The organism is Pseudomonas sp. SG-MS2, assembly GCF_009933855.1.
In the GTDB taxonomy this organism is placed as follows: domain Bacteria; phylum Pseudomonadota; class Gammaproteobacteria; order Pseudomonadales; family Pseudomonadaceae; genus Aquipseudomonas; species Aquipseudomonas putida_E.
Map to the genome: position 1 here is coordinate 1 of NZ_MOMO01000164.1, position 20558 is coordinate 20558.

General features: G+C 62.4%; 18 protein-coding genes. 13 read left to right on the forward strand and 5 right to left on the reverse strand.

What is annotated here, in order from left to right; all coding sequences use genetic code 11:
• Nucleotides 1-760, reverse strand: a 760-nt coding sequence (locus BLX42_RS13740; protein ID WP_178110738.1) for a cation:proton antiporter, incomplete at its 3' end; no start/stop codon positions are given.
• Nucleotides 761-1076: 316 nt separating this feature from the next.
• Here BLX42_RS13740 and BLX42_RS13745 point away from each other — a divergent pair.
• The 4 genes from BLX42_RS13745 to BLX42_RS13760 all read left to right on the forward strand — a co-directional run bounded on the left by BLX42_RS13745 (nt 1077) and on the right by BLX42_RS13760 (nt 4196).
• Nucleotides 1077-1424, forward strand: a complete 348-nt coding sequence (locus BLX42_RS13745) for an ArsC family reductase (protein ID WP_075043977.1) — start codon at nt 1077-1079, stop codon at nt 1422-1424.
• A 42-nt stretch (nt 1425-1466) separates the two neighbouring features.
• Nucleotides 1467-2501 carry a 2,3,4,5-tetrahydropyridine-2,6-dicarboxylate N-succinyltransferase gene (gene dapD, locus BLX42_RS13750; RefSeq protein WP_161871989.1) on the forward strand — a complete coding sequence of 345 codons (1035 nt, stop codon included), beginning with the start codon at nt 1467-1469 and terminating at the stop codon, nt 2499-2501.
• A gap of 82 nt (nt 2502-2583) precedes the next feature.
• Nucleotides 2584-3789: a cysteine desulfurase gene (locus BLX42_RS13755; protein ID WP_161871990.1), complete on the forward strand. Its 1206-nt coding sequence runs from the start codon at nt 2584-2586 to the stop codon at nt 3787-3789.
• A complete protein-coding gene (locus BLX42_RS13760; protein ID WP_119687672.1) occupies nt 3786-4196 on the forward strand; it encodes a SufE family protein in 411 nt (136 codons plus the stop codon). Before BLX42_RS13755 ends, BLX42_RS13760 begins: the two co-directional genes overlap by 4 nt.
• Nucleotides 4197-4217: 21 nt before the next feature.
• Here the strand turns inward: BLX42_RS13760 and tcdA are convergent, their stop codons facing one another.
• The gene (gene tcdA, locus BLX42_RS13765; RefSeq protein ID WP_039601802.1) at nt 4218-5027 is read right to left on the reverse strand and encodes a tRNA cyclic N6-threonylcarbamoyladenosine(37) synthase TcdA; all 810 of its coding nucleotides are present in this window, start codon (nt 5025-5027) and stop codon (nt 4218-4220) included.
• Between the two features lie 132 nt (nt 5028-5159).
• Here tcdA and BLX42_RS13770 point away from each other — a divergent pair, with 132 nt between their 5' ends.
• The 4 genes from BLX42_RS13770 (at nt 5160) to BLX42_RS13785 (ending at nt 10215) form a co-directional block, all read left to right on the forward strand.
• Nucleotides 5160-7751 (forward strand): glycosyltransferase, encoded by a 2592-nt coding sequence (locus BLX42_RS13770; RefSeq protein ID WP_119687673.1) that lies wholly within the window; start codon nt 5160-5162, stop codon nt 7749-7751.
• 105 nt (nt 7752-7856) lie between these two features.
• Nucleotides 7857-9008, forward strand: a complete 1152-nt coding sequence (gene dapE / locus BLX42_RS13775; RefSeq protein WP_119687674.1) for a succinyl-diaminopimelate desuccinylase — start codon at nt 7857-7859, stop codon at nt 9006-9008.
• Nucleotides 9008-9820 carry a putative RNA methyltransferase gene (locus tag BLX42_RS13780; protein WP_161871991.1) on the forward strand — a complete coding sequence of 271 codons (813 nt, stop codon included), beginning with the start codon at nt 9008-9010 and terminating at the stop codon, nt 9818-9820. The genes dapE and BLX42_RS13780 overlap by 1 nt, the downstream gene beginning before the upstream one ends.
• 17 nt (nt 9821-9837) lie before the next feature.
• Complete coding sequence (locus BLX42_RS13785) at nt 9838-10215, forward strand: hypothetical protein (RefSeq protein ID WP_161871992.1); 378 nt, start codon at nt 9838-9840, stop codon at nt 10213-10215.
• Between the two features lie 99 nt (nt 10216-10314).
• Here the strand turns inward: BLX42_RS13785 and BLX42_RS13790 are convergent, their stop codons facing one another.
• Nucleotides 10315-10524 (reverse strand): cold-shock protein, encoded by a 210-nt coding sequence (locus tag BLX42_RS13790; RefSeq protein WP_012315914.1) that lies wholly within the window; start codon nt 10522-10524, stop codon nt 10315-10317.
• 231 nt (nt 10525-10755) lie between these two features.
• On the opposite strand from BLX42_RS13790, the gene plsB reads away from it, so the two are divergent.
• The 3 genes from plsB to BLX42_RS13805 all read left to right on the forward strand — a co-directional run bounded on the left by plsB (nt 10756) and on the right by BLX42_RS13805 (nt 14439).
• Nucleotides 10756-13242: a glycerol-3-phosphate 1-O-acyltransferase PlsB gene (gene plsB, locus BLX42_RS13795; RefSeq protein WP_161871993.1), complete on the forward strand. Its 2487-nt coding sequence runs from the start codon at nt 10756-10758 to the stop codon at nt 13240-13242.
• Nucleotides 13243-13317: 75 nt separating this feature from the next.
• A complete protein-coding gene (locus tag BLX42_RS13800) occupies nt 13318-13716 on the forward strand; it encodes a YbaY family lipoprotein (protein ID WP_046784329.1) in 399 nt (132 codons plus the stop codon).
• A gap of 33 nt (nt 13717-13749) precedes the next feature.
• Entirely contained in the window at nt 13750-14439 is a 690-nt protein-coding gene (locus tag BLX42_RS13805; RefSeq protein WP_046784330.1) for a DUF4197 domain-containing protein, read from the forward strand.
• A gap of 36 nt (nt 14440-14475) precedes the next feature.
• On the opposite strand, the gene BLX42_RS13810 is transcribed toward BLX42_RS13805, so the two are convergent.
• Nucleotides 14476-17541 (reverse strand): efflux RND transporter permease subunit, encoded by a 3066-nt coding sequence (locus tag BLX42_RS13810; protein WP_115274027.1) that lies wholly within the window; start codon nt 17539-17541, stop codon nt 14476-14478.
• A 6-nt stretch (nt 17542-17547) separates the two neighbouring features.
• Complete coding sequence (locus tag BLX42_RS13815) at nt 17548-18648, reverse strand: efflux RND transporter periplasmic adaptor subunit (RefSeq protein ID WP_046784332.1); 1101 nt, start codon at nt 18646-18648, stop codon at nt 17548-17550.
• 181 nt (nt 18649-18829) lie between these two features.
• On the opposite strand from BLX42_RS13815, the gene BLX42_RS13820 reads away from it, so the two are divergent.
• Together BLX42_RS13820 and BLX42_RS13825 are read left to right on the forward strand one after the other, a co-directional pair.
• Nucleotides 18830-19459, forward strand: a complete 630-nt coding sequence (locus BLX42_RS13820; protein WP_046784333.1) for a TetR/AcrR family transcriptional regulator — start codon at nt 18830-18832, stop codon at nt 19457-19459.
• A 113-nt stretch (nt 19460-19572) separates the two neighbouring features.
• Complete coding sequence (locus BLX42_RS13825) at nt 19573-20535, forward strand: RHS repeat-associated core domain-containing protein (protein WP_161871994.1); 963 nt, start codon at nt 19573-19575, stop codon at nt 20533-20535.
• Nucleotides 20536-20558 lie beyond the last annotated feature (23 nt).

The window sequence follows — 20558 nt, forward strand, 5'->3', positions numbered from 1 at the left end:
CGAGCCAGCTCTGCATCATGCCGGCGGCCACCGCCGAGAGGATGCCCGACACCCCAAGGCGCTCGGCCAGTACATAGGCGGCAAACGGCAGCAAGAGCATGAAAACCACGTGGGTGGCCGGGTCATCCCAGCCACGTGCGATCATCCAGGCGCGCAGCCTGCCAATCAGCCAGCTCAGGGCAACACCAACCGCCAGCCCGCCGATGGCAACCAGGACAAAGCTGAAGCTAGCATCGGCCAAAGAAAATACGCCGGTGATCGCCGCTGCCAGCGCGAACTTGAAGGTCACCAGGCCAGAGGCGTCATTCATCAGCGCCTCACCCTGAAGCATGCGCATCAGCGGAGTGGGAAGGCGGTCCTGGGTGATGGCCGACACTGCCACGGCGTCGGTAGGCGACAACACGGCCGCCAGGGCAAAGGCCACCGCCAGCGGGATGCTCGGCAGCAGCCAATGGATGAAGTAGCCGGCGCCGACCACCGTGAACAGCACCAGCCCCACGGCAAGTGCCACCACCGGCCCGCGGATGCGCCACAGTTCGCGTTTGGGGATGCGCCAGCCGTCGGCAAACAGCAACGGCGGCAGGAACAGGAAAAGGAACAGCTCAGGGTCCAGGGCCACATGCAGCCCCAGGGTCGGCCAGGCCAACAGCGCACCGGCTCCGATCTGCACCAGCGGCAGCGGCAAGGGGATCACCCGCCCGACCAGTTTCGACACGCTTACCAGCGTCAGCAGGATGAGGACGGTATAGGCTGACTGCATCCGTTAAAGCTTCCTTTGTGAACCGAAGTCAATCCAGGGCGAAAAATCGCCACAGAAGCACTATGTTAGCGGGGTGGGGTAATCATGGGCCGCTGCACGAAAGTCGCAGGAGGCGGATGAATATGTAACATGATGATACTGGAGTTGGGCTGGCAGGGCATGGCGTGAGCCTTAACAGGGCCACTGGGACGCCCCCTCCCCCCGAGTGCGCCCATTTAGCCCCACCCGTGGCGCTCAAAGAGTCGTTCCCGCATAATCGCGCGACTGACATTCGGCAATGGAGAGATTGGGGCAGCCTGTGGCCCCAATGCACACAATGACCTACACGCTCTACGGCATCAAAGCCTGCGACACCATGAAAAAAGCGCGCACCTGGCTCGAAGACCAAGCCATCGCCTACGAATTCCACGACTACAAGACTCAAGGCATCGACCGTGACAGCCTGAACCGCTGGTGCGACGAGCACGGCTGGGAAGTGATCCTCAACCGTGCCGGCACCACGTTCCGCAAGCTCGACGATGCCAGCAAGGCCGACCTCGACCAGGCCAAGGCCGTCGAGCTGATGCTGGCCCAGCCGTCGATGATCAAACGCCCGGTGCTCGACCTTGGCGCACGCACCCTGGTCGGTTTCAAACCTGACCTGTACGCCGCTGCGCTGGCCTGAGTCCATCTACGCATCGCACCCTATTTCGCACGAGGTAATCACATGTCCAATACCCTGTTCAGCCTGGCCTTTGGTGTCGGCTCCCAGAACCGCCAGGGCACCTGGCTGGAAGTGTTCTACGCACAGCCACTGCTCAAGCCGAGCGCCGAGCTGGTCGCCGCCGTCGCGCCGATCCTCGGTTATGAAGGTGGCAACCAGGCCATCACCTTCAGCAATGCCCAGGCCGCGCAACTGGCCGAAGCCGTCAAAGGCATCGATACCGCCCAGGCTGCCCTGCTGACCCGCCTGGCCGAAAGCCACAAGCCGCTGGTCGCCACCCTGCTGGCCGAAGACGCTGCCCTGGCTTCGACCCCAGAGGCCTACCTCAAGCTGCACCTGTTGTCGCACCGCCTGGTCAAGCCGCACGGCGTGAGCCTGGCAGGCATCTTCCCGCTGCTGCCGAACGTCGCCTGGACCAACCGGGGCGCCGTCGACCTGGCCGAGCTGGCCGAGCTGCAACTGGAAGCGCGCCTCAAAGGCGAGCTGCTGGAAGTGTTCTCAGTGGACAAGTTCCCGAAGATGACCGACTACGTGGTCCCGGCCGGCGTGCGTATCGCCGACACCGCCCGCGTGCGCCTGGGCGCCTACATCGGCGAAGGCACCACCATCATGCACGAAGGCTTCGTCAACTTTAATGCCGGCACCGAAGGCCCGGGCATGATCGAAGGCCGTGTCTCGGCCGGCGTATTCGTCGGCAAGGGCTCGGACCTGGGTGGCGGCTGCTCGACCATGGGCACCCTGTCCGGTGGCGGCAATATCGTCATCAAGGTCGGTGAAGGTTGCCTGATCGGCGCCAACGCCGGCATCGGTATCCCGCTGGGCGACCGCAACACCGTCGAAGCCGGCCTGTACATCACAGCCGGCACCAAGGTCAACCTGCTCGACGAGAACAATGAGCTGGTCAAAGTGGTCAAGGCGCGCGACCTGGCTGGCCAGACCGACCTGCTGTTCCGCCGCAACTCGCTCAACGGCGCCGTAGAGTGCAAGACGCACAAATCGGCGATCGAGCTGAACGAGGCGCTGCACGCCCACAACTGAGAACTCCCGAAGGGTTCGAAGTGTTAAGATCGGGTCTGGCGCACTCACGCCAGACCCGATTTTCATTCCAGGCCCCGTGATCATGTTCCAGCCCTCCCCCTGGCGTGCCGATTTCCCCGCCATCGCCGCCCTGCAACGGCAGCACCAGACCTACCTGGACAGCGCCGCCACCACCCAGAAGCCCCAGGCCCTGCTCGATGCCCTGAGCCACTATTACGGCCACGGCGCAGCCAACGTGCACCGTGCCCAGCACCTGCCCGGCGCGCTGGCGACACAAGCGTTTGAAACCAGCCGCGACAAGGTCGCCGCCTGGCTCAACGCCGCCGAATCGAGGCAGGTCATCTTTACCCACGGCGCCACCTCGGCCCTGAACCTGTTGGCCTATGGCCTGGAACACCGCTTCGAGGCAGGCGACGAAATCGCTGTGAGTGCGCTGGAGCACCACGCCAACCTGCTGCCCTGGCAACAACTGGCGCGGCGGCGCAACCTGCGCCTGGTGGTACTGCCACTGGATGAGCATGGCCGCATCGACCTTGACCAGGCGCTGCAGTTGATTGGCCCACGTACTCGCGTGCTGGCGGTCAGCCAGTTGTCCAATGTGCTCGGCACCTGGCAGCCGCTGCCAGCGTTACTCGCCCATGCCCGCGCCCGAGGGGCGCTGACTGTGGTCGATGGCGCTCAGGGCGTGGTGCATGGCCGCCACGATGTGCAGCAGCTGGGTTGTGATTTTTATGTATTCTCCAGCCATAAGCTCTATGGCCCGGAAGGCGTCGGCGTACTGTATGGCCGTGCGCAGGCGCTGGAACTGCTGCGCCACTGGCAGTTCGGCGGTGAAATGGTGCAACTGGCTGACTACCAGAGTGCCAGCTTCCGCCCGGCACCGCTGGGCTTCGAGGCAGGCACACCACCGATCGCCGGGGTGATCGGCCTGGGGGCAACGCTCGATTACCTGGCCAGCCTCGATGGCCAGGCCGTCGAGCACCACGAGACCCACCTTCACCATCACCTGCTGCGCGGGCTTGCCGACCGTGAGGGGGTGCGGGTACTGGGCACACCACAGGCTGCCTTGGCCAGCTTTGTCATCGACGGCGTGCACAATGCCGACATCGCCCACCTGCTGACAGAGCAGGGCATTGCCGTACGTGCCGGCCATCATTGCGCCATGCCACTGCTCAAAGGGCTGGGGCTCGAAGGTGCTATTCGGGTATCACTGGGCCTGTATAACGACAGCGATGACCTGCAACGTTTCTTCGATGCCCTCGATCAAGGCCTGGAGCTGCTGCGATGAACCTGCCAGTACACGCCCAGGAAGCATTGGAGCGCTTCGGGCACGCCCGCGGCTGGGAGCAGCGTGCACGGCTTCTGATGCAGATGGGTGAGCAACTGGAACCGCTGAGCGATACGCAGAAGTGCGAGCACAACCGCGTTCACGGCTGTGAAAGCCTGGTATGGCTGGTAGCTGAACAGCACGACGGCCAATGGCAGTTCAAGGCAAGCAGTGATGCGCGGTTGTTGCGTGGCCTGCTGGCATTGCTGCTGGTGCGGGTACAAGGGCTCGACAGCCGCGAGCTGGCGGCGCTTGACCTGCGCGAGTGGTTTACCCGGTTGGGGTTGGAGCGGCAATTGTCGCCATCGCGCAGCAATGGCTTGCATGCGGTGCTACTGCGGATGGCCGAGCTGGTTTCAGCCAACTGAACCCAGCACCGACCGCGCGCCTTACTCGGCCTTGACCCGCTCCGACGGCCGCCGGGCGCCAGCCACCAGCTTTTCCACCGCCTTGCTCGCCGCCACCATGCCAAAGGTCGCGGTCACCATCATCACCGCGCCAAAGCCCCCGGCGCAGTCCAGGCGCACCCCCTCACCGACAAAGCTCTTCTGCAGGCACACACTGCCATCGCCCTTGGGGTAGCGCAGTTGTTCGCTGGAGAACACGCATGGCACCCCATAATTGCGGCTGACGTTGCGCGAGAAGTTGTAGTCGCGCCGCAGGGTTGAACGCACCCGCGATGCCAACGGGTCGTTGAAGGTTTTGTTGAGGTCGCCGATCTGAATCTGTGTAGGGTCGATCTGCCCACCTGCTCCGCCGGTGGTAACGATCGCGATCTTGCGCCGCCGGCACCAGGCAATGAGCGCCGCCTTGGCCATCACGCTGTCAATGCAGTCGACAACGCAATCGAGTTGCTCGGTGATGTACTCAGCCATGGTGTCGCGGGTGACGAAGTCAGCCACCGCATGCACCGTACAGGCCGGGTTGATCGCCCGCAGGCGCTCGGCCATCACCTCGACCTTGGGGCGCCCCACCTGCCCTTCCAGGGCATGGGCCTGGCGGTTGGTGTTGCTGACACAGACATCATCCAGGTCGAACAAGGTGATCTCACCCACGCCACTGCGCGCCAGCGCCTCGGCCACCCAGGAGCCCACCCCGCCGATACCGACGACCGCCACATGGGCCTGGTTAAGGCGTTGCAGCCCTTCGTCGCCGTACAGCCGGGCAACGCCTGCAAAGCGTGGATCTTCTGTGCTCATGTTCGTACCCCGAGGCTCATACCGCTAAAACGGCGCGCATTATAGGCCAGCAGCGCGGATGACCTCCATCGTTAGGAAAACACCTACTGATCCTGCTTTAATGTCCTACTACTTCGACAGATATGGACGACAATGTCATCTCGCAAATTCGGCTTGAACCTGGTGATTGTCCTGGCCATCGCCGCACTGTTCACCGGGTTCTGGGCGCTGATCAATCGGCCGGTTTCCGCGCCAGCCTGGCCTGAGCAGATATCAGGTTTCTCGTACTCGCCATTCCGTCTGGGGGAGAGCCCGCAAAAAGGCCAATACCCAAGCGACGCCGAGATGCGCCAAGACCTGGAGCAGATGAACAAGCTGACCGACAGCATCCGTATCTACACCGTCGAAGGCACCCAGGCCGATATCCCGCAGCTGGCAGAGGAGCTTGGGCTTCGCGTCACCCTGGGCATCTGGATCAGCCCGGACCTGGAGCGCAACGAGCGTGAGATCGCCACGGCCATCGAACTGGCCAACACCTCGCGCAGCGTGGTTCGCGTGGTGGTCGGCAACGAAGCGCTGTTCCGCGAAGAGGTCACGCCCGAAGCACTGATCCAGTACCTTGACCGGGTGCGAGCCGCAGTCAAGGTGCCGGTAACCACCAGTGAACAGTGGCACATCTGGAAGGAACACCCGGAACTGGCCAAGCACGTCGACCTGATTGCCGCGCACATCCTGCCCTACTGGGAGTTCGTGCCCATGAAGGATTCCGTGGAGTTCGTCCTCGATCGGGCCCGTGAGCTGAAACAGCAGTTCCCGCGCAAGCCATTGCTGCTCTCGGAAGTCGGCTGGCCGAGCAACGGCCGCATGCGCGGCGGCGCCGACGCCACCCAGGCCGACCAGGCCATCTACCTGCGCACGCTGGTCAACACCCTCAACCGCCGTGGCTACAACTATTTCGTCATCGAAGCCTACGACCAACCCTGGAAAGCCAGTGACGAGGGCTCGGTAGGCGCCTACTGGGGCGTATTCAATGCCGAACGCCAGCAGAAATTCAATTTTGAAGGGCCGGTGGTGGCGATACCGCAATGGCGTGCGCTGGCGGTCGCCTCGGTGGTATTGGCAATGCTCGCCCTCACCGTACTGCTGATCGACGGCTCAGCCTTGCGCCAACGCGGCCGGACGTTCCTCACCTTCATTACCTTCCTCTGTGGGTCAGTGCTGGTGTGGATCGGTTACGACTACAGCCAGCAGTACAGCACCTGGTTCAGCCTGACTGTCGGCGTACTGCTGGCACTGGGCGCACTCGGCGTGTTCATCGTGCTATTGACCGAAGCGCACGAGTTGGCCGAGGCGGTGTGGATTCACAAACGCCGCCGGGAGTTTCTGCCGGTGCAGGGCGACAGTGCCTACCGACCCAAGGTCTCGGTGCATGTACCCTGCTACAACGAACCGCCAGAGATGGTCAAACAGACCCTCGACGCCCTGGCCGCGCTGGACTACCCGGACTACGAAGTGCTGGTGATCGATAACAACACCAAGGACCCAGCCGTGTGGGAGCCGCTCAAGGCCCACTGCGAAAAGCTCGGCGAGCGCTTCAAGTTCTTCCACGTCGCGCCATTGGCCGGGTTCAAGGGCGGCGCGCTGAACTACCTGCTGCCGCACACCGCCAAGGATGCCGAAGTGATCGCAGTGATCGACTCGGACTACTGCGTGGACCGCAACTGGCTCAAGCACATGGTGCCGCACTTCGCCGACCCGAAGATCGCCGTGGTGCAGTCGCCGCAGGACTACCGCGACCAGCACGAGAGCGCCTTCAAGAAGCTCTGCTACAGCGAGTACAAAGGCTTCTTCCACATCGGCATGGTCACCCGCAACGACCGTGACGCGATCATTCAGCACGGCACCATGACCATGACCCGGCGCAGCGTGCTAGAAGAACTGGGCTGGGCCGAATGGTGCATCTGCGAAGACGCCGAATTGGGCCTGCGGGTGTTCGAAAAAGGCCTGTCGGCCGCCTACGCCCACAACAGCTATGGCAAGGGCCTGATGCCCGACACCTTCATCGACTTCAAGAAGCAGCGTTTCCGCTGGGCCTATGGCGCCATCCAGATCATCAAGCACCACGCCGCCGCCCTGCTGCGCGGCAAGGGCAGCGAGCTGACCCGTGGCCAGCGCTATCATTTCCTGGCTGGCTGGCTGCCATGGGTCGCCGATGGCATGAACATCTTTTTCACTGTCGGCGCCCTGCTCTGGTCGGCGGCGATGATCATCGTGCCGCACCGGGTCGATCCACCCCTGATGATCTTCGCCATCCCGCCCCTGGCGCTGTTCTTCTTCAAGGTAGCCAAGATCATCTTCCTTTATCGCCGAGCGGTCGGGGTCAACCTCAAGGACGCATTCGCAGCGGCGCTGGCCGGGCTTGCGCTGTCGCACACCATCGCCAAGGCGGTGCTGTACGGGTTCTTCACCAGCAGCATGCCGTTCTTCCGCACGCCGAAAAATGCCGATAGCCATGGATTGCTGGTAGCGATTGCCGAAGCGCGCGAAGAACTGTTCATCATGTTGCTGCTGTGGGGCGCGGCAGCCGGGATCTACCTGGTGCAAGGTTTGCCGAGCTCGGACATGCGGTTCTGGGTCGCGATGCTGCTGGTGCAGTCACTGCCATACCTGGCGGCGCTGGTCATGGCTCTGTTGTCGTCGTTGCCCAAGCCCGAGCACAAGATGGCCGAGCCTCAGGAGGCTTGAGGATGCCGGGGCCGCGCAGCGGCCCAATGCCCCGTGCCGACAACCCTTGTTTGATATAAGATAACGCCCCTCGTTTTTCCGCCTTGCCTTGCCCCGGAGTTCCCCATGACGGCCCCAGCCGAGCTCTCGCCTACCCTTCAACTGGCCTGCGACCTGATCCGTCGCCCCTCGGTCACCCCTGTCGACGCCGACTGCCAGGCGCAGATGATGAAGCGCCTGGGCGCCGTGGGCTTTCAGCTCGAACCGATGCGCATCGAGGACGTCGACAACTTCTGGGCCACCCATGGTAACCAGGACGGTCCGGTGCTGTGCTTCGCCGGCCACACCGATGTGGTCCCCACCGGCCCGGTGCAGCAGTGGCAGCATGAGCCGTTCGAGGCACTGATCGATGCCGACGGCATGCTCTGCGGTCGCGGCGCCGCCGACATGAAGGGCAGCCTGGCCTCCATGGTGGTCGCCAGTGAGCGTTTCGTGCAGGACTACCCGAACCACCGCGGCAGGGTCGCGTTCCTGATCACCAGCGATGAAGAAGGCCCGGCCCATCACGGTACCAAGGCCGTGGTCGAGCGCCTGGTCGCACGCAACGAGCGCCTGGACTGGTGCATCGTCGGCGAGCCGTCGAGCACTACCCTGCTCGGTGACGTGGTCAAGAACGGCCGCCGTGGCTCGCTCGGCGCCAAACTGACCGTGCGCGGCAAACAAGGCCACGTGGCCTACCCGCACCTGGCGCGCAACCCGATCCACCTGGCCGCGCCGGCGCTGGCAGAGCTGGCCGCCGAACACTGGGATGAAGGCAACGCGTTCTTCCCACCGACCAGCTTCCAGATCTCCAACCTCAACTCCGGTACCGGCGCCACCAATGTGGTACCTGGCGATCTGACCGCGCTGTTCAATTTCCGTTTCTCCACCGAGTCGACGGTCGAAGGCCTGCAAGCGCGAGTATCGGCAATCCTCGACAAGCATGAACTGGACTGGTCGATCGACTGGGCGCTTTCGGGCCTGCCATTCCTGACCGAACCCGGTGAACTGCTCGATGCCGTGTCGGCCAGCATCAAGGGCGTCACCGGCCGTGATACCCAGCCGTCCACCAGCGGTGGTACGTCCGATGGCCGGTTCATCGCCACCATGGGCACCCAGGTCGTTGAACTGGGCCCGGTCAATGCAACGATCCACCAGGTCGACGAGCGCATCCTGGCCAGCGACCTCGACCTGCTGACCGAGATCTACTACCAGACCCTGGTGCGGTTGCTCGCCTGATGCTCGCCTGCCCTATTTGCCATGCGGCCCTGACGCGGCTCGACAACGGTGTGGTGTGCCCGGCCGGCCACCGCTTCGACCGTGCCCGCCAGGGTTACCTGAACCTGCTGCCTGTGCAGCACAAGAACAGCCGTGACCCTGGCGACAATCAGGCCATGGTCGAAGCACGCCGGGATTTCCTCGATGCCGGCCATTACGCGCCCGTGGCCCGCCGCCTGGCCGAGCTGGCCACTGAGCGCCAGCCCGGTGCCTGGCTCGACATCGGCTGCGGCGAAGGCTACTACACCGCGCAGCTCGCCCAGGCCCTGCCACAGGCTGACGGCTACGCCCTGGACATCTCGCGCGAAGCCGTCAAACGCGCCTGCCGCCGCGAGCCTTCGGTCACCTGGATGGTCGCCAGCATGGCCCGCGTACCCTTGGCCGATGCCAGTTGCCAGTTCATCGCCAGCGTCTTCAGCCCGCTGGACTGGGCCGAGGCCCAGCGCCTGCTGAGCCCGGGTGGCGGCCTGATGCGGGTGGGCCCGACCAGCGGCCACCTGATGGAGTTGCGCGAAGTGCTCTACGATGAAGTTCGCCCTTATGCCGACGACAAACACCTGGCCCTGGTACCGCAGGGCATGGCCCATGCCCACAGCGAAACCCTGGCGTTCCGGCTGAGCCTGGCTGCACCCAAAGCCCGCGCCGACCTGCTGGCCATGACCCCGCACGGCTGGCGCGCCAGTGCCGAGAAACGCGCGCGGGTGATCGACCAGGCCGAGCCCTTCGACGTCACGGTTTCCATGCGTTATGACTATTTCGTGCGCCAAGACTGAGCACACCCGGAGCCCTTATGCGCCAACCTGATATCGAGATCTACCTGAAGGACGCTGACGTCGACCACAAGCAGATTGCCCAATGGCTCGGCGAAGCGATCGGCCCCTGCAGCGAATGGCAGCAGAAAGGCCAGACCTTCAAATGCAAGGCCGGTAACATTCCGGTCACCTGGTTACCCAAGGCTGTAGGGAAATGGAACAGCCTTTACCTGGAAAGCGACCAGACCCCATGGGACGATGACCTCGCCTGCGCCCGCGCCGCATTCACCGCACTGGGCGTGGAAGTGCGCTGCGCGCCGGGTGGCTGGGTCGAGGAAGATGGCGAGGAAGATGCCGATCGCTGGATCCGCATCAGCGCTGACGGTGAAGAGGAAATCACCTGGCGTACCTCGTGAGCGGCAAGCTTTAAGCGGCAAGCTAGAAGAGGGTTCGCATCAGGCTGCAAGTTACACGGTCAACTTGCAGCTTGAGGCTTGAGGCTTGAGGTTTGGGACTTAGAGCCCTACCACGTCCTCGGCTTGCAGGCCTTTCTGGCCCTGCACGCAGGAGTACTCGACCCGCTGCCCTTCGACCAGGGTACGATGCCCCTCACCGCGGATCGCCCGATAATGGACGAACACATCCGCACCACCTTCGCGCTGAATGAAGCCAAAGCCCTTGGCATCGTTGAACCACTTTACATTCCCAGTCTCACGAGACGACATCTGAACTACTCCGGATTTTTATTGTGAAGATCGCCTTGTAGACACAGGGTTTCCTCCCCGTGCCGACGCCGCTTGCCGAAATATCCTGCAAGTGGCAGGCCGAGTATATGACACAGAACAAATAATTTTCATGACCGCCGCGCCCTTTGCAGGATTTTGCTGAACTTACGCCGATACGGCAGACTAACTGATTGCACACTTACTAAAAATCACACCCAGGGCACACACCCCATGACCCGTTCTCCCCTGCGCCGCCTGATCTTCGGCGCTCTGCGTCGCCTGTTGTACCTGTGGGTGCGCTCCGAGACCATCAATCAGTCCGCCATGAGCCTGCAACTCGACCGCAGCCGCCCGGTGTTCTATGCCCTGCCCTCGCCATCGCTCACCGACCTGGCCGTACTCGACCACGAGTGCACCAAGGCGGGGCTGCCGCGCCCGGTACTGCCGGTAGCTGTGGGCACACTGCACGAGCCGGCCGGTTTCTTCTACCTCACCCCCGACCCGGACTGGCTCGGCCGCCAAGACAAGCGCGGCGCACCTCCTGCCCTTGAGCGTGTGATTGCAGCAGTCAGCCAGCATGCCGAGGAAGATGCACAGATCATCCCGGTCAGTGTGTTCTGGGGCCAGACGCCTGCAAGCGAATCGAGCCCGTGGAAATTGCTGTTCGCCGACAGTTGGGCGGTAACCGGGCGCCTGCGCCGGCTACTGACCATCCTGATACTGGGGCGCAAGACCCGCGTGCAGTTCTCGGCGCCGATCCAGGTGCGTGACCTGGTGCAGCACAACAAAGGCCATGAGCGCACCGTGCGCATGGCCCAACGCCTGATGCGCGTACACTTTCGCAACCTCAAGACTGCAGTGATCGGCCCGGACATCTCGCACCGGCGCAATCTGGTGAAAGGCCTGGTGCACGCACCACTGGTTCGCCAGGCCATCGGCGAACAAGCCCAACGGGAAAACATTCCCGTGGCCAAGGCTGAAGCACAGGCCCTGCGCTACGGCAACGAGATCGCCTCGGACTACACCTACACCGCGATCCGCTTCCTGGAAGTGGTACTCAGCTGGTTCTGGAACAAGATCTACGACGGTATCAAGGTCAACCACATCGAGCAGGTGCAAGGCATCGCGCCGGGCCACGAAGTTATCTACGTACCGTGCCATCGCAGCCACATCGACTACCTGCTGCTGTCGTACCTATTGTTCCGCAACGGCCTGACGCCACCGCACATTGCTGCCGGCATCAACCTCAACATGCCAGTGATCGGCGGCCTGCTGCGCCGCGGCGGCGCTTTCTTCATGCGCCGCACGTTCAAGGGCAACCCGCTGTACACCGCAGTGTTCAACGAATACCTGCATACCCTGTTCACCAAGGGATTCCCGGTCGAGTACTTCGTCGAGGGCGGGCGCTCGCGCACCGGGCGCATGCTGCAACCGCGCACGGGGATGCTGGCGATCACCCTGCGCAGCTTCCTGCGCTCATCGCGCACACCGATCGTCTTCGTGCCGGTGTACATCGGCTACGAACGGGTACTGGAAGGCCGCACCTACCTGGGTGAACTGCGTGGCGCCAGCAAGAAGAAAGAGTCGATCTTCGACATATTCAAGGTCATCGGCGCGCTGAAGCAACGCTTCGGCCAGGTCTACGTCAACTTCGGCGAACCGATCCGCCTGGCAGGCTTTCTCGACCAACAGCAACCCGGCTGGCGCGAACAGGCACTTGGCCCGCAGTTCCGTCCGGCCTGGCTGAACGAGACCACCACCCGTCTGGGTGAGACCGTAGCCCGTCACCTCAACGAAGCCGCAGCGGTCAACCCGGTCAACCTGGTAGCCCTGGCACTGCTCTCCACCAGCCGCCTGGCCCTGGACGAAAGTGCCCTGACCCGGGTACTGGACCTGTACCTGGCCCTTTTGCGCAAGGTCCCCTATTCGCAGCACACCACCCTGCCCGAAGGTGACGGCCAGGCGCTGATCGAACATGTCAGGGGCATGAACCTGCTGGCGGAACAAAAAGACGCCCTTGGCCGCATCCTCTACCTGGATGAAGCCAATGCAGTGCTGATGACCTATTACCGCAACAACGTCCTGCACATCTTTGCCTTGCCGGCGTTACTGGCGAGCTTCTTCCACAGCAGCTCACGGATGAGCCGTGAACTGCTCGGGCAGTATGTACACGCGTTGTACCCGTACCTGCAGGCCGAACTGTTCCTGCGCTGGGCACCCGAGCAACTGGACGAGGTGATCGATCAGTGGCTGGCGGCACTGGTCGAACAGGGCCTGCTGCGCCGCGAAAACGATGTGTACGTGCGCCCGGCCCCCAGTTCGCGCCAGTTCGTTTTGCTGACGCTGCTGGCCCGCACCATCACCCAGACTCTGCAGCGCTTCTACATGGCCACCTCGTTGTTGCTCAACAGCGGCCAGAACACCCTTAGCGCCGAAGCACTGGAAGACCTCTGCGTGATGATGGCCCAGCGCCTGTCGATACTGCATGGCCTGAACGCCCCCGAGTTCTTTGACAAGACGCTGTTCCGCCACTTCATCCAGACCTTGGTCGAGCAAGGTGTGCTGCGCCCGGATGGCAACGGCAAACTGGGCTACCACGACAAACTTGGCGAACTCGCCGAAGGAGTGGCCAAGCGTGTGTTGTCGGCAGAGCTGCGCCTTTCGATCCGGCAGGTGGCGCTGCACCGTGAACATGCGCTGGAAGCATCGATCCTCTAAGGCATCATCAACCGGAAAAATCCGTTAAAGTCCTTGGGCTTGGCCACAAGCCAGCCCAAGGACAACGGAGATTCCATGAAAAAGCTCGTTATGCTGTGTTGCGCATCCCTGCTCGCAGCCTGTTCCAGCCACACCCCATCGCCACAGGCCAGCCTGGACGGTGAAGTCTTCTACCTGCAGCGCATTGCCCTGCCGCCCAGCGCCACCTTGAGTGTCGAACTGCAAGACGTGTCGCTGATGGACGCCCCTGCGGTGACCCTGGCCCGCCAGGCCGGCCCGGTCAAAGGCAACGTGCCGCTGCCGTTCCACCTCACGTATGACCCAGCCCAGGTCAAGCCTGGCCACCGCTACGCGGTGAGCGCCCGCATCGAGCTGAACGGCAAGCTGCTGTTCATCAACACCGAGCATCATGGGGTCAAACTCGACGGCAGCGATGAGCAGCCAGTACGGATCAAAGTCGATCCGGTGCGCTGATCCCCGCCTACTTCTGTTTAAAAGGAAAGCTTCATGATTCGCTCCTCCCTGCGCTTGACCACCCTGTGCGCCGGCCTGCTGCTGTCGGCCAGCGCGCTGGCCCTGTCACTTGGCGACCTGAGCCAGAAAGACGCCACCGGCGGCCTGAAAGATGCCCTGACCCAAGGGGCGCAGCTCGCCGTCAAGCAACTGAGCACCCCAGGCGGGTTCAGCAATAACCCCGACGTACGCATCGAGTTGCCAGGCAACCTCGGCAAAGCCGCCAAAGCCATGAAGATGTTTGGCAAAGGTGATGAGGTTACCGCCCTGGAAGACAGCATGAACAAGGCCGCTGAAGCGGCGGTGCCGCAGGCCCAGGCGATCCTGGTGGACGCGGTGAAGAACATGAGTGTGACCGACGCCAAGGGCATTCTCAGCGGCGGTGACGACTCGGCCACCCAGTACCTGAACAAGAGCAGCCGGGAGCAGATCCGCGCCAAGTTCCTGCCCATCGTCAAGGCGGCGACCGACAAGGTTGGCGTGGTTCAACAATACAACAGCTTTGCCGGCCAGGCGTCAGCCCTGGGCCTGGGCGATGCCAAGAGTGCCAACGTCGAGAGCTATGTGACCGAAAAAGCCCTCGACGGCCTGTTTGAAATGATCGCCAAACAAGAACAGAGCATTCGTCAGAACCCAGCACAGGCGGCTACCAGCCTGGCCAAGAAGGTATTTGGCGCCCTGTGATCCGCGAAGGGAGGGCGACGCCCTCCCCCGCAGCCTTCAGCCCTTCTTCACCCTGAACCACGCCGCATACAATGCCGGCAGGAACAACAGGGTCAGCGCCGTGGCAACGATCAACCCGCCCATGATCGCCACCGCCATCGGCCCATAGAACACGCTTCTGGACAACGGAATCATCGCCAGCACCGCCGCCAGTGCGGTCAGCACGATCGGCCTGAAGCGTCGCACGGTAGCCTCGATGATCGCCTGCCAACGGTCCAGCCCCGAGGCGATATCCTGCTCGATCTGGTCCACCAGGATCACCGAGTTGCGCATGATCATCCCCGCCAGGGCAATGGTGCCAAGCATGGCGACGAAGCCGAACGGCTGGCGGAACACCAACAGGAACAAGGTCACGCCGATCAGCCCCAGTGGCGCCGTGAGGAACACCATCACCGTGCGCGAGAAGCTGCGCAGCTGGATCATCAGCAAGCTGAGCACCACTACGATGAACAACGGCATACCGGCGTTCACCGACTTCTGCCCACGCTCGGAGTCCTCGACTGTGCCGCCCACTTCCAGCAGGTAGCCATCAGGCAGCTTGTCCTTGACCTCCTGCAAGGTCGGGGCAATCTGCCTGACCAGGGTCGCCGGCTGCTGCTTGTCATAGATGTCGGCGCGTACGGTCACCGTCGGCAAGCGGTTACGGTGCCAGATGATGCCTTCCTCGAAGCCATAGTCCAGGGTCGCTACCTGCGATAGCGCAACGCTCTGGCCGTTGTCGGTGGGCAACGCCAGGCTGCCAAGGTTGCCCAGCTCGCCACGTTCTTTCTGCGTGCCGCGCAAAAGAATCTCGATCAGCTCGTTGTCCTCCCGGTACTGGCTCACCGTGGTGCCGGTGAGCGAGCTTCGCAGGAAGCTCGACAGGTGCGCGGTGCTTACGCCAAGTGCGCGCGCACGGTCCTGGTCGATCGCCAGGAACACCGCCTTGCTCGGCTCTTCCCAGTCAAGGTGCACGTTCACCACATGCGGGTTCTCGCGCACCTTGTCCGCGACTTCGCGGGCCAGGGCGCGCACCTTCTCGATATGCTCGCCCGTGACCCGGAACTGCACCGGGTAGCCCACGGGCGGGCCGTTTTCCAGGCGGGTGACGCGGGCACGCAGGTCAGGAAATTGCTGGTCCACAGTGTTGATCAGCCAACTGCGCAAGCGCTCGCGCTCCTCCATGGACGTGGCCAGCACGACGAACTGGGCAAAACTGGCGGCGGGCAGTTGCTGGTCCAATGGCAGATAGAAACGCGGCGACCCCGTGCCCACGTAGGCCACATAGTTGTCGATGCCATCCTGCTGCTTGAGCAGGGCCTCCAATTGCTTGACCCGTTCGGTGGTGTTGCCCAGCGACGCGCCCTCGGCCAGTTTCAGGTCGACCATCAGCTCTGGGCGGCCAGACGCCGGGAAGAACTGCTGCGGCACGAAGCGGAACAACGCAATGCTGCCGACAAAAGCTGCGATGGTCAGCAGGATGACCGTCTTGCGCCGCCGCACGCACCACTCCACCACACGTCGCACACGCTGGTAGAACGGTGTGCCATAGGGGTCTGGCGCATGCCCACTACCGTCATGACGGGCGGCATGCAGCTTGGCCAGGTCCGGCAGCAACCGTTCACCCAGGTAAGGTACGAACACCACGGCCACCACCCATGAGGTGATCAGCGCGATGGTCACCACCTGGAAGATCGAGCGGGTGTACTCACCCGTACTCGACGCTGCCGTGGCAATCGGCAGGAAGCCGGCAGCGGTAATCAGCGTACCGGTCAGCATCGGGAAGGCCGTACTGGTCCAGGCGTAACTGGCAGCCTTGAACCGATCGAAGCCCTGCTCCATCTTGATCGCCATCATTTCCACGGCAATGATCGCGTCGTCCACCAGCAGGCCCAAGGCTAATACCAGCGCGCCCAGCGAGATCTTGTGCAGGCCGATGCCGAAATAGTGCATGGCGGCAAAGGTCATCGCCAGTACCAGGGGTATCGCCAGGGCCACCACCAAACCGGTACGCAGGCCAAGTGAGAAGAAGCTCACCAACAGCACGATGACCAGCGCCTCGACCAGCACCTGGACGAACTCACCCACGCCCGCCTTGACCGCCGCCGGCTGGTCGGAGACCTTGCGCAGCTGCATGCCGGCCGGCAGGTTGCGCGCCAAGCGTTCGAACTCACCTTCCAGTGCCTTGCCCAGCACCAGGATGTCGCCGCCATCTTTCATCGACACGGCCAGGCCGATCGCGTCTTCGCCCATGAAGCGCATGCGCGGCGCAGGCGGGTCATTGAAGCCACGGTAGACCTCGGCGACATCGCCGATACGGAAGGTACGGTCCCCTACCCGAATGGGAAACTGACGAATCTGCTCGACACTGTCGAACTGCCCGCTGACGCGCAGTTGCAAGCGCTCGCTGGGGGTTTCGAAAAAGCCGGCGGTACTCACCGCGTTCTGCTCCCGCAGCGCTTGCTGCACGGCCTCCAGCGGCACGCCCAGGGTGGCCAGCTTGAGGTTGGACAGCTCGATCCAGATTTTTTCGTCCTGCAGGCCGATCAGTTCGACCTTGCCCACGTCCTTGACCCGTTGCAGCTGGATCTGGATGCGGTCGGCGTAGTCCTTCAGCACCGCATAGTCGAAGCCGGTGCCGGTGAGCGCATAAATGTTGCCGAAGGTGGTGCCGAACTCATCATTGAAGAACGGCCCCTGGATTTCCGGGGGCAGGGTGTGGCGGATATCCGCGACCTTCTTGCGGATCTGGTACCACAGCTCGGGGATGTCCTTGGAATGCAGCGAGTCCCGGGCCATGAAGGTCACCTGCGATTCGCCGGGGCGCGAGAACGAGACGATTTTCTCGTACTCGCCGGTTTCCATCAGCTTCTTCTCGATGCGCTCGGTGACCTGGCGCGACACTTCCTCGGCCGTGGCCCCCGGCCACAGGGTACGGATGACCATGGCCTTGAAGGTAAAGGGTGGATCCTCGCTCTGCCCCAGCTTGGTGTAGGACATGGCGCCAATGGCAGCCAGCAGGATCATCAGGAACAGTACGATCTGGCGATTGCGCAGCGCCCAGGCGGAAAGGTTGAAACCCATCGGGACTTACTCCTTGGCCGTCAGGTTCACCACACGGTTGGTACGGTCCACCGGCCGCACCTCCTGCCCTTCGCGCAGCACGTGGCCGCCGGCGGCAACCACCCAGTCGCCAGGGTTCAGGCCCTCAAGTACGGGGACAGTGTCACTGCCATAAGGCCCCAGACGCACGACGGCACGCTCCAGTCGACGGTCCTGGTTGACTCGCCAGACGTACGCCTGGCCGTTTTCAGCGGTAATCGCCGAGAGAGGTACAGCCAGCGGGATCAGCCCGTCATGGGCGATGAATACCCGTGCGCTCTGCCCAAGATCGGCGGGCACCTTGGCCGAGTTGAACGCGATGCGTGCGGCGAAAGTACGGGAACGGGGGTCGGCTGCGGGCGACAACTCACGGATACGGCCCTGGAAGCGCTCATTGCGCCGCGACCACAGCTCGACACTGACCTGCTGGCCAACGGCGAAGCGGGCGAACTGCTGCTCCGGCAGGCCGATGACGACTTCGCGTTCACCGTCGGCCGCCAGCGTGAACACCGTCTGCCCGGCAGCCACCACCTGGCCGACCTCGACCTGACGCTTGGCGATCACGCCGGCCTGGGGCGCACGCAACACGGCGTATCCGGCCTGGTTGCCAGCCACGTCGAACTCGGCTTTGGCCTGCTTGAGGCGCGCGAGCCCGGCCCGGTAGAGATTTTCGGCATTGTCGTACAGAGAGTGGCTGACCATCTGCCGATCCAGCAGCTTGCGGTAGCGGTCACGCTCGGCGCGCACCAGCGCCAGGTTGGCCTCGGCGGCCGCCAATTGGGCGCGGTTGGCCTCGAGTTGCAGGCGCACGTCCTGGGGGTCGAGCTCTGCCAGTGGCTGATCGGCCTGGACCCGCTGCCCCTCCTCGACCAGGCGTTTGCTGACCTTGCCAGCGATGCGGAACGCCAGCTCCGGCTCGAAACGCGCTCGCACCTCGCCAGGGTAGCTGTCGGCTGAGGCTTGGGCCGGTTGCGGCTGGACCACCAGCGCCGGGCGCGGAGCAGTGGGCGGGGCGGCTTCCTGCCCGCAGGCCGCCAGCAGCAAGGCGGCAGCGGCAGGCAGAGCGAGGCACAAGGCATGACGCAACATGATGAATCCTTTCGCGACGAGCGCATCGAATATTTATACTGTCGAGTATATTAAATCAGGGAACCGAAGCCGGAAAGCCAGCGTCGGAAAGAAAATCAACGTTAACGATGGGCCATTCCCTGAAGCCGGAAGGCAACCGAGCCGGTAAGATGGGGGCCCCTTCAACCAGACACGGATTCCAATGCCCAACGACGCACCCATCGGCCCAGGTCGCCCCAAGGACCTGGCCAAGCGCGAGGCGATCCTCGAAGCGGCCAAGACGCTGTTCCTCAGCCTCGGCTATGCCAACACCAGCATGGATGCGGTCGCTGCGGCGGCAGGTGTTTCAAAACTGACGGTCTATAGCCACTTCAACGACAAGCAGACGCTGTTTGGCTCTGCGGTCATGGCTACCTGCCAGAATCAGCTACCCGACCTGATGTTCGAGTACCCCGAGGGCGCGGCCGTCGAACAGGTGTTGCTGAACATTGCCCGGGGCTTCCAGGCGTTGATCAGCAGTGATGAGGCGGTCAAGTTGAGCCGCCTGATCATGGCCCAGGGCAGTCAGGACCCAAGCTTTGGCGAGTTCTTTTACGAAGCCGGGCCGAAACGGGTGCTGGCGGGCATGGAAGGGCTGTTGCGCGGAGTCGCCGAGCGCGGCCTGTTGCGCATCGACAACCCGTTGCACGCGGCCGAGCACTTCTTCTGCCTGGTCAAAGGAGCGCCCGATTACCGGTTGCTGCTGGGGTGTGCAGGGCCATTGGAGGGAGATGAGGCCGAGGCGCATGTGCGCGAGGTGGTGGGGGTGTTCTTGCGGGCGTTCCAACTCTAAACAAATCCGCCAGAGCCTGTTTAACCAACATGACTACCTGGCATTTTTGTCAGTAGTCAACCATGCAATTCTTCAGCAAGCTCGTATTGAATCTGCGAATATGAGCTCACCCCATGACAGCGCCAAAACTGAAGATTTTTTACAAAGGCAATAAGCTTTCGACGTTATATACAAGCAGTGTTCACCAGACAGTGCTCAGCGCCAATGACCAGAACCTATGCGAAACGACAGGCCTGCCTTCGCAAACAAGCCTCTTGGCCACTGATGCACAAGAGTCAACAGTCAACATTCTCTCAGAAAGCCAGACGACCATCGCCTACGCTCCCTACGGTAATGACAGTCGCCCGTCTGCCAGCCCATTGTTATCTCGATTCACAGGCCAGAGCTGGTTGCCCTCTGCCATAGGCTACATGCTGGGTAATGGACACCGCCTTTTCAATCCAGGACTGATGCGCTTTCACAGTGCAGATAGCTTGTCGCCATTTGAAAGGGGGGGGATCAATGCTTACGCTTACTGCATGAATGATCCTATTAACAGATCGGATCCTAGCGGCATGTTTTCGATAGTAAAATTCATGACCGGAGGATACAGCGCAAATAAAATCTCTCGTCGCCTGAATCAGCAAAATCCCAACCTCACACGCCGAGAATACAAAATACTTGAAAAACGCATTACGAGCCAAAAAGTGAAGGGGATGAGGGAGACAAAAGCCCACCAGAGCGAACTTGGAAAAGGTGAACAAAGAATTCTCAACGCTACCCTCCAAGAATCCATATTAATGAGTCTTACGCCTGTAACAATCAAGGGCAGAACTCGATACATCCGCCCGGCAAGCCACAGGGAGTCAATCGCCTCGATAAACTCAACATTCTGGGAAGATATAGAAAACAGGTTTGAAAAAATCAAAGCTGCAAGCAGGAGCGAAGTTGCCCCTACCTCAGCTACTCTCTCCAGCATGCTAGGTCAGCCGTCGAATACGTGGCCGAAAATCAGGCCAGCATCGCAAAATTTCCTTGATTTCACCGGTAATTACGTCGACAAGGAAGTAGATAGACTCCGCAATATCGTGAGTTAGCCTTGAGGCAAGACTGACAAAAT

Excerpts from the sequence above, each read along its gene's own strand:
- tcdA (WP_039601802.1), bottom strand. The coding sequence starts at position 5,027 with ATGAGCACAGAAGATCCACGCTTTGCAGGCGTTGCCCGGCTGTACGGC.
- BLX42_RS13820 (WP_046784333.1), top strand. The coding sequence starts at position 18,830 with ATGCCCAACGACGCACCCATCGGCCCAGGTCGCCCCAAGGACCTGGCC.
- plsB (WP_161871993.1), top strand. The coding sequence starts at position 10,756 with ATGACCCGTTCTCCCCTGCGCCGCCTGATCTTCGGCGCTCTGCGTCGC.
- BLX42_RS13760 (WP_119687672.1), top strand. The coding sequence starts at position 3,786 with ATGAACCTGCCAGTACACGCCCAGGAAGCATTGGAGCGCTTCGGGCAC.
- BLX42_RS13745 (WP_075043977.1), top strand. The coding sequence starts at position 1,077 with ATGACCTACACGCTCTACGGCATCAAAGCCTGCGACACCATGAAAAAA.
- BLX42_RS13790 (WP_012315914.1), bottom strand. The coding sequence starts at position 10,524 with ATGTCGTCTCGTGAGACTGGGAATGTAAAGTGGTTCAACGATGCCAAG.
- BLX42_RS13815 (WP_046784332.1), bottom strand. The coding sequence starts at position 18,648 with ATGTTGCGTCATGCCTTGTGCCTCGCTCTGCCTGCCGCTGCCGCCTTG.
- BLX42_RS13785 (WP_161871992.1), top strand. The coding sequence starts at position 9,838 with ATGCGCCAACCTGATATCGAGATCTACCTGAAGGACGCTGACGTCGAC.
- BLX42_RS13800 (WP_046784329.1), top strand. The coding sequence starts at position 13,318 with ATGAAAAAGCTCGTTATGCTGTGTTGCGCATCCCTGCTCGCAGCCTGT.
- BLX42_RS13780 (WP_161871991.1), top strand. The coding sequence starts at position 9,008 with ATGCTCGCCTGCCCTATTTGCCATGCGGCCCTGACGCGGCTCGACAAC.
- dapE (WP_119687674.1), top strand. The coding sequence starts at position 7,857 with ATGACGGCCCCAGCCGAGCTCTCGCCTACCCTTCAACTGGCCTGCGAC.
- BLX42_RS13805 (WP_046784330.1), top strand. The coding sequence starts at position 13,750 with ATGATTCGCTCCTCCCTGCGCTTGACCACCCTGTGCGCCGGCCTGCTG.
- BLX42_RS13770 (WP_119687673.1), top strand. The coding sequence starts at position 5,160 with ATGTCATCTCGCAAATTCGGCTTGAACCTGGTGATTGTCCTGGCCATC.
- BLX42_RS13810 (WP_115274027.1), bottom strand. The coding sequence starts at position 17,541 with ATGGGTTTCAACCTTTCCGCCTGGGCGCTGCGCAATCGCCAGATCGTA.
- dapD (WP_161871989.1), top strand. The coding sequence starts at position 1,467 with ATGTCCAATACCCTGTTCAGCCTGGCCTTTGGTGTCGGCTCCCAGAAC.
- BLX42_RS13755 (WP_161871990.1), top strand. The coding sequence starts at position 2,584 with ATGTTCCAGCCCTCCCCCTGGCGTGCCGATTTCCCCGCCATCGCCGCC.
- BLX42_RS13825 (WP_161871994.1), top strand. The coding sequence starts at position 19,573 with ATGACAGCGCCAAAACTGAAGATTTTTTACAAAGGCAATAAGCTTTCG.